At 56.9% G+C, this 15,535-nt stretch carries 11 protein-coding genes and 1 tRNA gene; 3 read left to right on the top strand and 9 right to left on the bottom strand.

The window, feature by feature from the left end; genetic code table 11:
* Positions 1–5: 5 nt before the first annotated feature.
* The 3 genes from atpE to H3T93_RS05750 all read right to left on the bottom strand — a co-directional run bounded on the left by atpE (position 6) and on the right by H3T93_RS05750 (position 2,418).
* Entirely contained in the window at positions 6–233 is a 228-nt protein-coding gene (gene atpE, locus H3T93_RS05760; protein ID WP_015022486.1) for an ATP synthase F0 subunit C, read from the bottom strand.
* A 131-nt stretch (positions 234–364) separates the two neighbouring features.
* On the bottom strand, positions 365–1,180 hold the full coding sequence (atpB, locus tag H3T93_RS05755; RefSeq protein WP_015022487.1) for a F0F1 ATP synthase subunit A: 816 nt from the start codon (positions 1,178–1,180) through the stop codon (positions 365–367).
* 191 nt (positions 1,181–1,371) lie between these two features.
* Positions 1,372–2,418, bottom strand: coding sequence for a homoserine O-succinyltransferase (locus H3T93_RS05750; RefSeq protein ID WP_144178332.1), 1,047 nt, complete (start codon positions 2,416–2,418; stop codon positions 1,372–1,374).
* Positions 2,419–2,513: 95 nt separating this feature from the next.
* On the opposite strand from H3T93_RS05750, the gene H3T93_RS05745 reads away from it, so the two are divergent.
* Positions 2,514–2,590, top strand: a tRNA-Met gene (locus tag H3T93_RS05745).
* A gap of 203 nt (positions 2,591–2,793) precedes the next feature.
* Here the strand turns inward: H3T93_RS05745 and H3T93_RS05740 are convergent.
* Together H3T93_RS05740 and H3T93_RS05735 are read right to left on the bottom strand one after the other, a co-directional pair.
* Complete coding sequence (locus H3T93_RS05740) at positions 2,794–4,320, bottom strand: DUF2130 domain-containing protein (protein ID WP_144178330.1); 1,527 nt, start codon at positions 4,318–4,320, stop codon at positions 2,794–2,796.
* Between the two features lie 118 nt (positions 4,321–4,438).
* Positions 4,439–4,819, bottom strand: a complete 381-nt coding sequence (locus H3T93_RS05735) for a hypothetical protein (RefSeq protein ID WP_144178328.1) — start codon at positions 4,817–4,819, stop codon at positions 4,439–4,441.
* Positions 4,820–5,472: 653 nt separating this feature from the next.
* Here H3T93_RS05735 and H3T93_RS05730 point away from each other — a divergent pair.
* Complete coding sequence (locus tag H3T93_RS05730; protein ID WP_144178326.1) at positions 5,473–6,480, top strand: aldo/keto reductase; 1,008 nt, start codon at positions 5,473–5,475, stop codon at positions 6,478–6,480.
* 204 nt (positions 6,481–6,684) lie between these two features.
* Here the strand turns inward: H3T93_RS05730 and H3T93_RS05725 are convergent, their stop codons facing one another.
* From H3T93_RS05725 to H3T93_RS05710, 4 genes are all read right to left on the bottom strand, one after another.
* Positions 6,685–8,310 (bottom strand): extracellular solute-binding protein, encoded by a 1,626-nt coding sequence (locus H3T93_RS05725; protein ID WP_144178324.1) that lies wholly within the window; start codon positions 8,308–8,310, stop codon positions 6,685–6,687.
* Between the two features lie 72 nt (positions 8,311–8,382).
* A complete protein-coding gene (locus H3T93_RS05720; RefSeq protein WP_052733382.1) occupies positions 8,383–9,312 on the bottom strand; it encodes a carbohydrate ABC transporter permease in 930 nt (309 codons plus the stop codon).
* Positions 9,313–9,330: 18 nt separating this feature from the next.
* Complete coding sequence (locus H3T93_RS05715) at positions 9,331–10,323, bottom strand: ABC transporter permease (protein WP_144178322.1); 993 nt, start codon at positions 10,321–10,323, stop codon at positions 9,331–9,333.
* A gap of 244 nt (positions 10,324–10,567) precedes the next feature.
* The gene (locus tag H3T93_RS05710; protein ID WP_186363982.1) at positions 10,568–11,572 is read right to left on the bottom strand and encodes a LacI family DNA-binding transcriptional regulator; all 1,005 of its coding nucleotides are present in this window, start codon (positions 11,570–11,572) and stop codon (positions 10,568–10,570) included.
* A 193-nt stretch (positions 11,573–11,765) separates the two neighbouring features.
* Between H3T93_RS05710 and H3T93_RS05705 the strand changes: the two genes are divergently transcribed.
* On the top strand, positions 11,766–15,533 hold the full coding sequence (locus H3T93_RS05705) for a glycosyl hydrolase 115 family protein (protein WP_144178318.1): 3,768 nt from the start codon (positions 11,766–11,768) through the stop codon (positions 15,531–15,533).
* Positions 15,534–15,535 lie beyond the last annotated feature (2 nt).

The following is a 15,535-nucleotide window of genomic DNA, read 5'->3' as shown; positions in this document are numbered from 1 at the left end:
ACGGCTCAGGCGATGAAGAGCGCCACGAAGCCCAGCAGGGCCAGCACCTCAATCAGAGCCAGGCCGATGAACATGGTGGTGCGCAGCTGCCCGCTGATCTCAGGCTGGCGAGCCATGCTCTCGACGGTCTTGCCGACAGCGATGCCCAGACCCAGTGCGGGACCGAGAGCTGCGATGCCGTATCCCAGGATGCTCAGATTGCCGGAGACTTCAGCAAGTGTGATGATGTCCATTTATTTTCCTTTCCTCCACCGTTGCCGGTTCTTGGATTGTGGTTCAGCCCCGACCCCCGTCTACTGGTCGGAACCGACAAATATGTGGGCTGCGACCGCCTGAAGCGCCGACCGCGGCTTTCCTTTTTCGCTCAACCTTCCTCAGGGTAACTCATGGAGATGTAGACCGTGGTCAGGATGGCGAAGATATAGGCCTGAAGGGCCGCCACAAAGATTTCAAAGGCCGTCAGGGCGAAGCCCAGAACGAACCAGCCCACACCAGCCAGGGCCAGGAGCTTGTTGCTGGCCTCAATGATGTAGAACTGGGTGAAGGCCAGGCTGACAGCCACCAGCAGATGGCCAGCGATCATGTTGGCAAAGAGTCGAATGGTCAGGGAGGCCGGCTTGACAATGACCATCTCCAGCAGCTGGATAGGTGTCAGAATGATATAGAGAGGCCAGGGCACTCCAGCCGGGAAGAGCTCCGATTTGAAATAGCCCCAGACACCCTGCTCCCGGAATCCCGTCACCATGTACTGGCAGAAAGTCCAGATGGCGAATACCAAAGGCATGGTGATGGTCGCTGTTGCCGCGATGTTCATGCCCGGCACGATGCCGCAGAGGTTGAAGACCAGGATAGTCAGGAAGATGGTCGTAATCATGGGCACGTAACGCTTGCCCCGAATCTCGCCCAGGGTGTCGTAGACGACTGAGTCGCGGATGAACTCAATGACCCATTCAATAGCCCCCTGCCAGCGGGAGGGAATCAGCTTAGCCCTGGCGGCAGTGATTCCCAGCACCAGAAGGATAATGACCATGGCCACGAACCTGATCAGGATGATCCTGTTCATGGCGAAGGGCGTTCCCTGGAAGAGAATCTCAGGAGGCAGGAAATCTTCGATGGTGGGTAGCTCGCTCGGCTTGGCCATGGCCAGACTGAAAGCTTCACTTCCCATTGCCTCTAGCATCTATCGCCTCCTGAACGACACAGTGAACACTATAGCGCGTATGCGACTCATGGCAGCACCGTATCGGTAGTGTAGCCCACACCAAGAGCCACGGTAACCATGGATTCATCCAGTGTGTCACAGATAGTGGCCACAGGTCTAATTCGCCCCGCGGTGTGGACGGGTTGATAACGAATTTAATCCAAACGTCATCAACTATTAACAACGCCAGGAATAAGCCCATATCCGTCACCCGCCAAGGGACGATACCCATCAGTGCGTGGACATCCAGGAGCGTGTCTGATGGTTCGGTCGGTGCCTAGTTGGCCCGCCGCCCGCAGAGTCGGCACCTGGTCCAGATCATAAGGAGTAGTCTCGTATACCCAGTTCAGCCAGTTGCGCCAGAGCAGGTTGGCGTGGGCCCGCCAGGAGAAGACCGGCTCCAGTGTGGGATCGTCATGTGGGTAGTAGTTGACCGGGAAAGGCACCTGGTCCAGGCCCTTGGCCATGTCACGCTGGTACTCGTGAGCGAGAGTGTCACGGTCATACTCCCAGTGGCCCAGCACGAAGATCTCTGAGAAATCCTGGGTGCTGATAAGCCCTGGCCCTGACTGAGGACCCCAGGTCAGCACCTGCAGATCAGGACAGGCCCGCACTTGGCCCTCGTCCACCCCGGCCCAGCGGGAGTGGGGCTGCAGGGCAATCTCGTCGAAGCCATTGGTGATGAAGCAGTACTCGTCTTGCAGGTACTGGGGGAAGACCCCGAAGACCTTGCGGTCCAAGTTGCGCTTGGCGATGCCATGACGGTAGTAGAGCCCGGCCATGGCCCCCCAGCACAGATACATAGTGGAGAAAACGTGGGTGGACGACCAGTCCAGAATGCGGGTCAGCTCCTCCCAGTAGTCGACCTGCTCGAAGTCCATCTGCTCCACTGGGGCGCCCGTCACGACAAGACCGTCATAGCAGTTATCCTTGAAGGAATCCAGATTCTCGTAGAACTTGACCAGGTGATCCATACTGGTGTGCACGGCCTGATGGGTGGAGGTCTTCATGAAGTCAATCTCCACCTGAAGCGGTGACTTGGAGATCAGCCGCAGCAGCTGGGTTTCGGTCTCCACCTTGGTAGGCATCAGATTGAGGATGACCAGCCTGAGCGGACGCATCTCCTGGCGCTCCGCCTCGTGGCTCTCCAGGGCGAAGATACGCTCCGAATCGAGGATGGATCTGGCCGGCAATCCGGTGGGGATGGTGATAGGCATGACTCCATTATGGCCCAGCGTAGGCCTTCCCACACACGGACTTGACAAGCGCGCTGGAATCCGTAACATAGATAACTGCTGTATTGAACAGCCGACGCGGGGTGGAGCAGTTCGGTAGCTCGCTGGGCTCATAACCCAGAGGTCTCAGGTTCAAATCCTGACCCCGCTACCAATAAGGCTCGGAATCGTTTGGATTCCGAGCCTTTATTTCTCTATATCGTTTTTCTGTCTCAGCGTATTTGCGGCCGTTCGGAACACTGGCCAGTATGGTGCAGTCAAATATGGACGGATATGGACGGACGATGGACGACCCAACCACAAAATCAAAGATAGCCGTTTGGTCCATCACCTCACATGACTGCACCGTTCATAGTCTCAGGCTCCTATCGCCTTCGACTTATTTACTTCGTCGAATTTGGCTTTCATCGTCTCATTGTTTCTGGTCAGTCTTCGTATGGTCACATCCTGTGCCTTGTTGTTGGCCAGACGAAGCTGGTTCTCAGAGCCCAGTAGGGCATCCTTTATCTTGTTCAGGTGGTTGATGGATTTGTCGATCTCCTCTACTGCATTCTTAAACTTTTTTGAGGCGATATCGTAGTTGCGTCCAAAAGCACTCTTAAAGGAGTCCAGCTCTTCCTCGAAATGCGTTATATCGATGTTCTGTGCCTTCACCTCTTCAAGTTCATTCTTGTATTGCAGAGAGTTCTTGGCGGCATCACGAAGCAGGGTGATTATCGGAATGAAGAACTGTGGACGGACAACGTACATTTTCGGGTAGCGATAGGAGACATCCACGATACCCGTGTTGTACAGGTCGCTGTCAGGCTCCAGCAGGGAGACCATGATGGCGTATTCGCAATGCTTCTCATGCCTGTCCTTGTCGAGCTCCTTGAAAAAGTCCTCGTTCTTGTGCTTGGTGGATGTGGTGTCCGTCTCATTCTTCATTTCGAACATGATGGACACAATCTCAGTGCCTGAATCATCCTTGTCGCGGAAGATGAAGTCGCCCTTGCTGCCCGTCCTGGCATCGTTGTCCTTCTCGAAGTAGGCATTGGGAAAAGCCGTGGATCGCAGCTTGTTGAACTCGATCTGACAATGCTGCTCAAGCGTCTCCCCCACCATCTTGGTGGACAGCTTCGCCTTCAGGTCACGCAGCCGCTCAATCTGATCGTCACGATCCTGGATCTGGACCTCATACCGCTCCTTGAGGGATTTGGCCTCGATCTTGCTCTGCAGCTCCGCCTTGTCAAGGCTGCTCTTCAGCTCCGCTATCTCGGAATCCTTGTCTGCGACAACCGCCTGCAGCTGCGACTTCAGCTGCTCCTTGGAGAGCTTCTCCTCCGATTCCTTCTGAAGCTGCAGCCTCTCAAGCCTGCCCTTGAAATCATCGCGCTCCTTCTCCACCGGACTCAGAGCCTGGGCAAGCTCCTGCTTCTTCTGCAACTCAAAAGCATCCAGTTGATTCTGCAATTTGACGATCTCGGCATCTTTGTCTGCAGCCGCCTTCTGCAGCTCGCTCTTGGAATTGGCCGCTGCCAAACCGAGCGCCTGCTGCTTCTCCGACTCGGCCTTGTCCAGCTTGGCGCTCAGATCGTCTTTCTCCTTCTCGACCTTCCTCAAGGCTTCTGAAACGGCCAGTTCCTTTGCAGCCTGCTCGGATTCCAGCTTTGCCTGCAGCTCCTGTATCTGGGCGTCCTTAGCACTTTTGGTCTTCTGCAGCGTCTGCTCGGCCTGCGCCTGGTTCAGTTCACGAATCTTGCTATTCTCCCTTTTGGCCTGCTCAAGCCGTTCATGAAGCTGCTTGTCAAAATCCTTGTCACGAACCTGCTTCAGAATGTCGGCATATCCGGCCTCGTCAATGGTGAATGCGGTTCCGCATTTGGGACAAACAATCTCAGGCATATGCAACTTTCTCTTTCCAAACCTGTATTAAAAGCTACCCTTGCTCTAAGCAGTCTGCATTGAAAACCGAGTACCTATGGCACTTAATAAAAAGTATATTTGATCTGCGTCGATATCATTACAAGGATTCGATAATCATGGACCAGGTAATAATCTTGCGGATCGCGCCACAAGCCCGGCGATAGTCTCCCGCCTGCCTTGCAGCCTCGAAAGCTGCTGCTACAACCGGCTCTTCAATGCCAACCGCCTCGGCAATCCACAACAACGACGCAGCGTTCTCCAATTTGTTGAAACATCTTTTGGCGCTGTTATTCGGCTTCTGCCGGGAATAGGCGCCTGATCCATGGGTCGCGTTGTCTGCAAACCAGTGCACCATATGCTGTTTTTCTGTTCTTGCATGCGTGTCCGGCGAATTGTTTACCTCGCTAAGGTACCTATCGGAATAAGGATAATGCGAGCGTTTGAAACGCAACAAATGCGAAAAAGCAACGCAGCTCATATCAGTTCTTCTTGCCACGTGAGCCCTCTTCGTTAAAGGTTAGCTTCAACTGTTACATCAATTATATCAACGGAGAATAATGACATATCCAGTTGGCGACTAGCCTGCCCGCATTGCTCGGATCGCACCTATTCCTTCCAAAGAACAAAGTACGTATATGACCCACGTGCATAAATGAACATCAGTCACGACCTGTCGCGGCAGTTATATTCGGTATTCAATTTCACCGTTAACAAGACTCGAGACTGCAAGGTTGAGGACTGGCTGACCCCGAAACCACCCTCAGAAAATAAAGCAACCTGTATCGACGCATCCTGGGGCACTTGACAAAGTAAAAGGACGGAAGCGCAGAGGATCCCAAGGCCAGTGTCCACTTGTCTTCGCTCGTCCAAAAGATCATTACACACATTCAGCTGAGCAAGCAACAAGCCCAAAGCCCGACCCTTGCCATCAATAAATGACTGCATTCACTCATATTCAAGCTCTTTATCTTCTTATACTGCTTGTTACGGTTCATGACCGGTCATCGATAAAAAGCTCAGACGAGCTTTTCCATGTCTTTGCTCACTGCACAAACCAAAGAAGTAGACTTCCACCGACTCGAACTTGCTAGCATGATTGCGTCTGCACCAAGGAAGGCCAAGGGGGCTTAAATGCAGTACGCACAACTGGGCGAAACGGGCATCAACATATCGAAGATCTGTGTGGGGTGCATGAGCTTCGGCAAACCAGGCACCATGCATGACTGGACACTGGACGAGGAGGGGACTGACGCGGTCGTTGCGCACGCACTCGATCTGGGCATCACCTTCTTCGATACGGCCAACTGCTACTCTGCTGGAACCAGTGAGGAGTATTTGGGAAAGGCGCTTAGAAAGCATACAAGCCGCGACCGGGTGGTCATTGCATCTAAGGTCTATTTCAATGAGGGGCGCCTTTCGTCCAAGGCCATCCATCGGGAGATCGAGGGGACGCTCAAGCGGCTGGGCACCGACTACCTGGACCTCTATATCATCCACAGGTTCGACTATGAAACGCCCATCGAGGAGACCATGGAAGCACTGAACGATCTGGTTCAGGCCGGCAAGGTGCGGGCGCTGGGCGCCTCAGCCATGTATGCCAGCCAATTTCAGGACATGCAGAAAGTCGCCCAAGACAACGGTTGGACCCCCTTCAGCGCCATGGAGAACCATTACAACCTGCTCTACCGGGAGGATGAGAAGGACCTGATCCCCTTCTGCAAAAAGACGGGTGTCTCGCTCATGCCCTACAGCCCTCTGGCCGCCGGCCATCTGACACGTCCCACCTGGACCGCCGACACTCTGCGCAGCGCCACCGACAAGGTCTCGCGTGGCAAGTACGACCGGGCCGAAGACAACGACCTTACCATTATTCACCGTGTGCAAAGGGTGGCAGAGCGACACAAGGTTCCTATGGCCCGGGTAGCCATTGCCTGGCAGTGGGCCAAAGGCGTCGCTTCACCAATCATCGGCGCCACGAAGGCCCGGCATCTTGACGACGCAGCGGCTGCGTTGGATTTGGAGCTCACGCCTGAGGAGATCGCCTCCATGGAGGAGCCCTACCTGCCGCACGAGACCGTGGGAGCCATCGACAGCAATCCGCCCCAGGGAGTGGTGCTGCTGGACGCTGAGGAGAATTGACACTGTCACCCTTCGCGTCAGAACTTCTGCGGCATATGCTTCGAAGCCGATATCCCCAGCTATACGAAGATTCAGACGTAACGCAGAACTGGCGGCAGTGGGGCCAAACATAAGGCGGGCGGTCCACTAAAGGATCGCTCGCCTCGACCGTTGGATGCTTTTCAAACAAATACGAACAGCCCAATCATTCGCTTGCCCAGACGTTTACTTTGCGTAGTACTCGTCATAGGCTTTCTGCTCCAGCTTGATGTTCTGGTCCAGATTGGCCTTCTTGAGGGTGTCCAGGTACTGATCCCATTCGGCATCCACTCCCCCCTTGGTGGTCCATTGCGCAAACTTGGTCATGGCCGTATTGAGTATGGTCGTGTTGTTGTTCTGCAAGGTGCTGTTGTCAGCCGAAGAGAATTTGAGCCCACCAGGCAGTATGTCACGCTTGGGATCGACATGGCTGAGGATGGGCTCCAGGGTCTTGACCTGGCTGTGTGCCTCCTGCACATCCGCCGGCAGCTCGATCTTCAGGTCCGGGCGAATCCAGTATGGCGAACCATCGGCCAGGGTCTGCGACCACTTCCATGTCGAGGGATCCTTGGTGGAGTCTGCAGGCGGCAGAATCTTATAGGACTTCTCACCGGTCTTCTGGATATCCTCGCCCATGTCGCCCCAGAACTGCTCAAGAGACACTTCCTGGCCGTAGAGGGCATTGACCACCTTGAGCACAGCATCCTTGTTCGAAGGCTTGGCTGACATGGCCAAGGCTGATTCATTGTAATCGTACTTGTCGCCCACATGGTCGTAGACCAGCTCGTCAGGATTCTGATCAGGCTTGGCCTTGAGCGTCGACATGGTCACGTACTGCTTGGCCAGCTGAGCGCCGAACCGATCAGTGGCCGTCCAGCCCCAGGTGAACCCTACCTTGGCGTTGTCACCCTGGCCGCGGGCGGTGGATTGCGCAGTGGAGTAATCGTGGGTGAAGGCATCCTTGGCGATGACCCCGTCCTGCCAAAGCCTGTTCATAAACTGCACGACCTGCTTATATCTGGGATCAGTGAAGAAGGACTTGACCTGACCCTTGTCCACGTAATACCCTTGGGCGCTTCCCAATGAGGTTACGATTCCCAGGCTATTAAGAAAGAGTACGGGCTCGTTCTTGCCGAATCCGGCCGGGGAAGGCGAGTAGAAGTCGAAAGGCACCTCGTCAGCCTCGCCATTCCCGTTGGGATCCTGGGTCTTGAAGGCCTTGAGCACATTCTCCAGCTCGTCCCAGGTGGTCGGTACCTGCAATCCCAGCTTGTCCAGCCACTGCTTGTTGATGAATGTGTGGCTGGCATCGGCCGGCATGATCCCCTTGGCCACTGAGGGCAGGATGTATATGGCTCTGTCCTTCATGGTGACCGATCGCTTGGCGGCAGGATCAGTAGTGAACATCTTCTTGACGTTGGGCATCTTGTCCAAGTCCTTGCTCAGGTCCTCGAACAGGGTGCTGTAGGTGGCCAGATCGGCCAGAGTAACGCCCTTGAGGATCAGATCCGGCACGTCCCCGGCTGCGAACATGGCCTGTTTCTTCTGATCCCAGTCGGAGCTCGCCTCCTGCCAGTGGATCTCGCAGCCGCATTCCTTCTCAACCTGCTTGGGCCAGGCCATCTTGGACATCTTCTGCGTCAAGGGATGCTTAGCCACAGCTATGGTGACGACGGGCTTGCCCTCGGCATTGGTTTTGGGTTTGCTGGATGAGCCGCCACACCCTGCCAGCAGCATGGACAGGGCGACTATGCCCGCGCCCACGGCAGCCAAATGGGTGCGAATGCCCCTTGGTTCATGGTTTTTCATCATGTTTCCTTTCTCTCGACTGATGATTTGTTTGATCACGGCTATGCATTGCTGCAACGATGAAGCAGGGACCGGTCAGCCCTTGATGGCCCCGATCATGACACCTTTGTTGAAGTACTTCTGGATAAAGGGATAAATGACCAGCAGGGGCAGGGTAGAGACGATGATGACCCCATACTTGATCTGGTCGGCGTATTCCTGGCCGTATCCAGCCCCGGATGTGGCCCCCGATCCGCCCTGGAAAGCCTGATTCGACAGGAGGATGTCCCTGAGCACTATCTGCAGGGGCTGCTTGTCATAGGTGCGGATATAGACCAAGCCGGTGAAGAAGTCGTTCCAGTGGCCCACCATGTAATAGAGTCCGATGACCGCAACGATGGCACTGGATAGGGGCAGCACCACGCGAGTGAGATAACGGAACCAGCCTGCGCCGTCGATCTGGGCCGCGTCATGCAGATCCTCGGGAATGCTGGTCTCGAAGAAGGACCGGGCGATGATCAGATTGTAAACGCTGACCGCTCCGGGAATGACGAAGACGGCCCAGGAATCCAGCAGGCCCATCTGCTTGTAGAGCAGGTAGGTGGGAATCAGCCCGCCGTTGATGAACATGGTCACAGTGAAGAAGAGCATGATCAGACGGCGACCTCGCAGCTCGCGGCGCGAAAGGGCAAAGGCCGCAGGCATGGTGACCACCAGATTCAGGGCAGTGCCGACAACCGTGTACAACAGGGTGTTCCTGTAGCCATTCCAAATGCGTCCGTCGCCGAGGATCTGCCGGAATCCATACAGGGAGAAACCCTTGGGCAACCAGCTGACCTGCCCGGTATTGACCATGGTCTGGTCGGAGACCGAGGCGATGATGATGAACCATATGGGGTAGATGATGCTGGCGACCACCGCCAGCAGGAGAATGACGATGACCAGATCGGCAAATCGGTCCTTCCAGCTCTGCGGATGGGTCAGCCGCCGGATACCGCTGCTCTTGATGCCATGGTTGATGCTCATGTCGGCTTCCTTCCGGATTCAGAAGATGCTGGTGTCGGAGATACGCTTCGAGATTTGATTGGCGGTGACCAGGAAGATCAGATTGATCACCGTATTGAACAGGCCTATAGCCGTCGAGTAGGAGAATTGATTCTGCAAAATGCCGATCTTGTAGGTGTAGGTACTGATGACCTCGGAGGCCGGCAGATTCAGGGTGTTCTGCATGAGGAAGACCTTCTCGAAGCCCACGTTGAGCACACCCCCCATGTTGAGGATGAGCAGGATGCCGGCAGTAGGCAGGATGGCGGGAATGTCGATGTAGCGGATCAGCTGGAAGCGGCCGGCGCCATCCATTCTGGCCGCCTCATAGAGGGCCGTATCCACAGAGCTCAGAGCCGCCAGATAGATGATTGAATTCCACCCCATATGCTGCCAGACTTCGCTGATCCAGTAGATAGGGGTGAAGGCTGCGGGATCACCCATGAAATTCGGATTGACCACATGCAGGAAAGCCAAAAAACGGGTCAGCAGGCCTGAGGAGGGAGTAAGGAAGAGATTGATCATTGCCACAATGACGACGGTGGAGATGAAGTGGGGCATATAGGTGATGGTCTGCACAAATCCCTTGACCTTGCCGGAATGGATCTGGTTGATGAGCAGGGCCAGAATGATGGGTGCGATGAAACCCATGACCAGGGTCCACAGACTGATGCGGACCGTGTTGATCATCAGTGGCTTGAACATGGGTGAGGCGAAGAACTGGCGGAAGTAGTGGAAGCCCACCCATTTGCCACCGGTCAGGCCCTTGGTGAAGTCGAAATCGCGGAAGGCCAGCTGGATGCCGTACATGGGGCCGTAATGGAATATGGCCACAAAGACGATGGCAGGAAGCACCATTACCCACAGGGGCCAGCAACGATGCGCATATTCAGCGAAGCTCTCCCGACGGCGCCCACGCCTGTTCGAGGTCTGTTTCCGCCGGAAGCGGGATGATCCGCGCTCTGAGTTCAATGCATCCTTGTGCGAGGTCATGACATGTCCCTTCTTCATCGAGTGGGATGCGCAGGAGCCGAAAGGATCAACCTCGATCGCACTTGAAACCGGACCAGACGACCTGCGGCTCTAATGCCTATCGGCAACTCCGACACTGGTCATGATAAGAAGGAAAGAAAAGTTTGTCAAATGAAAAAGTTTCTTAAGATTAAAGGACGAACGACTCGCTTATGGCGGTGAAATTGCGATTGCAGTGATATCCGAAATGGAGCGACGGACTGCTTTAGAGCGGCATTCTGGTAGAGGCGCGCTGGACCAGCGTGCCCTTGACGCATTCGATACCTTGGTGACTTCGGCCGTCCAGCATATCAGCAAGGCAGCTGGCTGCCCTGGTGCCGATGGCCTTCAGATTCAGGTCGACGCTGGTCAGCGGAGGACGCGAGTTGCCGACAATGACCATACGATTGTCAACCCCAACCACCGACACTTTATCCGGCACGGAAACATGCCGGTCATGCAGGATATCCAGGCACCCTCGGGCTATCTCGTCGTTGCCGCAAGCCACGCCGTCGAAGTCGATGCCCTCATCCAGCAAGCCAATCATGGTGCGACGTCCGGTCTCTTCGTTCCAACCTCCATACCGAACCGTACGCACGGCAGTCAAACCACGGCTATCCAGTTCGGCCATCTCGCCCTTGAGTCGCCTGACCGAGGACTGGAAGGCTGGGTCGCCAGCAATCAGCACGACTTTTTTGGATCCACCCTCGACCAGATGCCGTACCATCAGCCGTCCGACATCCTCGTTGTCAGTGATGACCGAGCAGTCATGGGGATCCAGGGACGCCTGGTTGGCATAGACAACCGGCACCGGACAGCTGGTCAGCGCAGGCCGCGGATCGGTACGCCATCCGACCATCAGCAGACCTTTGACGCCATAGGCCAGCAGATTATCTATATGGTGCTGTTCAAGAGCCGGGTCCCTGCCGGCGTTGCAGAGAAAAACAGGAATGGATTCAACTCCGAAGTAGCTTTCCGCGCCAATCAGGATGGGCATGGAAAACTGACCGTCCAGGTCCGAAGTGACCAGCCCCACCGACTTTGGCAGGCTGGGAGGTTGGGACTGTTTCTGACGCTCATTGAGCGAAAAGGAGAGCTCTGCCGCGGCCTTGAACACCTTGGCCCTTGTCGGACCGCTGACCTGTGCGCTGTTGCGTAGCGCCTTGGAGGCTGTGGACACCGCAACCCCTGCCTTGGCAGCCACGTCGGCCAGCGTCACTTTCTTGCTCATCGGATCGCCTCCCGGCTCTGCTGGACTGTGAGCGTCTCCAACTATGGTAATGGAGGGAGACGGCCATCGAACTCTGTCAGTCGTATTCATTTTTTTGCTCATTGAAAATTTTCCTAATTAGGTGTTAGCCTATGGGTGTCCGAACACAGGCGGCAGAGCATCCGCCAGATCAGCAGACAGTGGGAGCGCCACCATGGTCACCTCGTTTCATCCCCAGCCCGGAACCATCCCAGTGACCGCCGGGTCGGGCGCAGTTCTGGCCGATTCAGGGGTCAGGCCCAATTGGCTGCTGGATCATGGTGAGGATTCGGCCGTGCAAATTGCGGCAAGCAATCTGATGAGGGATTTTGCGACCGTCACCGGCCAGACCCAGAGACCGACCAATCTGATTGACGAGAGCAGCCCGACCATCTGCCTGGGCACCCTGGGCCATTCAAGTTGGATCGATTCGGCTGTCTGCTCCGACCAGCTCGATCTGACCCCGCTCAAGGACCCCCAAGGAGAGTATCGCTGGGAAGGCTTCACCTTGCAGGTCATCGACGGCACCCTCTATATCGCCGGGACTGATCGGCGCGGAACCGTCTACGGGATCTACGCTCTCAGCCGGGCCATCGGCATCTCACCCTTGCACTGGTGGGGGAACGTGCCGGCACGTCACCATGAACGGATATGCCTGCCCGACGATCTGCGCGTCTTCGACTGGCCCTCGGTCAAATACCGGGGCTTCTTCATCAACGACGAGGAGGAGCTGGACGACTGGGCTCGCCTGCACACTCCCGACGGAACCATCGGGCCGACGACCTACGAAAAAGTCTTTGACCTGATTCTGCGGCTGGGCGGCAACTATCTGTGGCCGGCCATGCACGTCAACGCCTTCAATGCCGATCCGCGTAACGGCAGGCTTGCCCAGAGCATGGGGATTGTCATCGGAAGCAGCCACTGCGACATGCTCCTGCGGAGCAACCAGCATGAGTGGGACCCCTGGGTGGCCTCGCAGGGCACGCATGTGGACTATGACTATTCGTTGCCCGGACCCAACCGGGATATGATTCGGCGCTACTGGTCGCAGAGCGTGGACATGAACCGGAACTACGAGGTCACCTGGACCCTGGGCATGCGCGGCATACACGACACAGGCCTGACCACGCGCGCCATCGACGAGGATCCGAACCTGGACCAGGAGGGTCGCCTGCGAGCGCGGGTCGATCTGCTCGGTCGGATCATTCGCGACCAGAGGGACATCCTGCGTCAGCACCTGGGTCGACCTCCACAGGAGGTACCCCAGCTCTTCATTCCCTACAAGGAGGTGCTGCCCCTCTACGACGCGGGCCTGGACCTGCCCGAAGACGTGACCATCATGTGGGTCAACGACAACTACGGGTATATGCGTCGCTTCCCCAATCAGGCCGAACGGGCACGCAGCGGAGGCAATGGGGTCTACTACCACAGCTCCTACTGGGCGCCACCGAGGACCAGCTACCGCTGCACCTCATCCACTCCCCTGGCTCTGATGAACGACCAGCTGGGCAAGTGCTGGGATCGGGGCATCCGCCGGGTATGGGTAGATAATCTGGGAGCCATCAAGCGCCTGGAGCTGGAGGGATCCTACTTCCTCCACCTGGCCTGGAATGCAGACGAGGATCACCACAGTCTGTCGGCCCGGGACTTCGTGGCCGCCTGGTTCGACCAGACCTTCGCCGACGATCGCGGCTCTGAGGTAGCCGACCTGTGCATGAGCTACTACCGGATCAACAATCAGACCAAAATCGAACACCTGCACGAGGACTCCTTCACCCAGACAGGTTACGACGACGAGGCGGGCGGCCGGCTGGCAGCCTTACGGGAACTCGCTGAGCGCTCGCACAATCTTGGCAGGAGCATGAAGCCAGAGTTTCGCGAAGCCTATCGATCGCTGGTGGACCTGAAGATCGCCATGGCCTACTACGTGAACGCCCAGTTCTACCATGCGGACCGCAGCCGCCTTGAGGCCGCCAGAAGCGCCTTGCCAGCCGCCGACAGGCAGATGAAGATCTCCCATCTTTTCCAGGGGATGATCCGGGCTCTGCTCCATTGGTACAACAAGGAGCTGGCACAAGGCGGTTGGGACGGCATCCTCACTCCCAACAGGTTCCCTCCTCCTACGCTGCCTCAGTACCCGGCTTGCAGGCCGGTGAAGGTTCAACCAAACCAGGGACTGATCCTGACGCCACAGGGAGCACAGGAGGGCGTCATAGTCCCGGGCAATAGCCATCACGTCAAGCTGGTCTTCGATCCCTATGGCATCACCGACCGTTGGATTGACCTGGACCTTATGGGAAGCCCTGCACAGGAAGTGTGCATCAGCGCCGATCAGGACTGGATCCGTCTGCCAGTGGAACGACGAATTGTCAGGGATGAATGGCGAATCCATGTACAGGTCGAGAACGCCTCAACACATGCGGGTCGCCAGGGTACGCTGACCATCATCACCCGTCCCAGCAAGCCGGAGACAACCGAAAAAGCCTGGTCTACCCCGATCAGGGTCGATGTTCTAGTAGGCGAGAATCCTGGCCTCAGACAAGGATTCACCGGCTACGTCGAGGCGGATGGCCACATCAGCATGGATCCCTCACGCGGACGCGTCAACCCCGACCTCACTCAGGCCACTGCTTGGCTGGCGACGCAAGACCTGGGACGTTTTGGCCCAAGCCTGATGCAGACCAAGGGCTGGAGCGACCCGGAATCAGGAAGCGGGGCCTATCTGAGTCTGGACTTCTGGCTGAAGACTCCCGGCCGCCATCGTCTGGAGGTTCACCGGCTGCCCACTCTAAACTCACGTGGGCGAATTCGCCTGCGTGTCAGCCTGGATGGCGACCAGGGCGAAATCCTGGAATCATCTACCACTGACGAGTTCCGTGGCAACTGGCAGGAGACCATCGTATACAACGCCGAGCAGCTGGCCATGATCCTGCCCTATTTGAAGGCCGGACCCCACCGGCTGCAGCTGATCGCTGTGGACGACTCCTTCGGCATCGACAAAGTGGTGATCAACACCGGCCAGGAACGGCCCAGCCGACTGGGACCGGCCTTCAGTACCTGGGTGACAGGTGGACAGCCCTCCAAACAGACCGACAACAGGAGCTCTCACACATTTCATAAAGACAGGGCTCAGACCGGCAATCAGATTACGGACCATCAGCCAACGCCCACGGCCGAGGTCTTGGACCGCCCCCTACGGAACCTGGCCATCGGAGACTACGGAATCGATCCGGACCATACCCCGGAAGAACCTGTACCCTACTTCGATCAGGACTACTGGCTTCATGGCGGTTTGTATACACGGCCGAAGCTGGTCTGGCCTGCCGGGCATCAGCATGAGCAGAAGCTCAGCCAGGACAATGACGCCAACAAGACCCCAGAGCATATCTACCTTGAGCCCGCCGACTGCCTAAGACAGGACGAAAACGCCTGGCTGTCACAGGATGGCCCACAGAATGGCAGGCGTCGGAAGGGCTGCTGGGTCCCTACCGACGCCCCCATTCACCGGGGCTGGGGCCTGGCCATGCGGACCGAGCCAAGGCAACAGCTCTGGCCCAAACCCGGCCGAGCTCCCGGCATAAACCTGGCCTTCCAGGTTGACAGGCCAGGCAACTACCGGATCTGGCTCCTAGCCCAGTTCGCCTCCGACCTGGAGGACTCCTGCCATGTGATCTTGGACGGCGACCCGCTGGCCCCGGACGACATCTTCCCCCGAGGGGGAAGACTGATGACCTTCGCCACCGAGCATGTCTGGGGATGGTCGGAGATGGCCGCCGTCCAGCTGACCGGCGGTCGGCACGTGCTGACCTTGGAGCCGGAACGGGCCGGCATGCGCATCGCACGTGTCTACCTGGCCTGCGATGGATCACGGCCTCCTTTGGATGAGCAATGGCCCAGCCAGAAAGACGGCAGACCAGGGGACACGCATGGGCTGGACGTGTGAAA

This window comes from Bifidobacterium sp. M0404 (assembly GCF_016101415.1).
Taxonomy (GTDB): domain Bacteria; phylum Actinomycetota; class Actinomycetes; order Actinomycetales; family Bifidobacteriaceae; genus Bombiscardovia; species Bombiscardovia polysaccharolytica.
This window is presented reverse-complemented; position numbering and strand designations above follow the sequence as displayed.

Excerpts from the sequence above, each read along its gene's own strand:
- H3T93_RS05725 (WP_144178324.1), bottom strand. The coding sequence starts at position 8,310 with ATGATGAAAAACCATGAACCAAGGGGCATTCGCACCCATTTGGCTGCC.
- H3T93_RS05710 (WP_186363982.1), bottom strand. The coding sequence starts at position 11,572 with ATGAGCAAGAAAGTGACGCTGGCCGACGTGGCTGCCAAGGCAGGGGTT.
- H3T93_RS05705 (WP_144178318.1), top strand. The coding sequence starts at position 11,766 with ATGGTCACCTCGTTTCATCCCCAGCCCGGAACCATCCCAGTGACCGCC.
- H3T93_RS05735 (WP_144178328.1), bottom strand. The coding sequence starts at position 4,819 with ATGAGCTGCGTTGCTTTTTCGCATTTGTTGCGTTTCAAACGCTCGCAT.
- H3T93_RS05740 (WP_144178330.1), bottom strand. The coding sequence starts at position 4,320 with ATGCCTGAGATTGTTTGTCCCAAATGCGGAACCGCATTCACCATTGAC.
- H3T93_RS05720 (WP_052733382.1), bottom strand. The coding sequence starts at position 9,312 with ATGAGCATCAACCATGGCATCAAGAGCAGCGGTATCCGGCGGCTGACC.
- atpB (WP_015022487.1), bottom strand. The coding sequence starts at position 1,180 with ATGCTAGAGGCAATGGGAAGTGAAGCTTTCAGTCTGGCCATGGCCAAG.
- H3T93_RS05730 (WP_144178326.1), top strand. The coding sequence starts at position 5,473 with ATGCAGTACGCACAACTGGGCGAAACGGGCATCAACATATCGAAGATC.
- atpE (WP_015022486.1), bottom strand. The coding sequence starts at position 233 with ATGGACATCATCACACTTGCTGAAGTCTCCGGCAATCTGAGCATCCTG.
- H3T93_RS05715 (WP_144178322.1), bottom strand. The coding sequence starts at position 10,323 with ATGACCTCGCACAAGGATGCATTGAACTCAGAGCGCGGATCATCCCGC.
- H3T93_RS05750 (WP_144178332.1), bottom strand. The coding sequence starts at position 2,418 with ATGCCTATCACCATCCCCACCGGATTGCCGGCCAGATCCATCCTCGAT.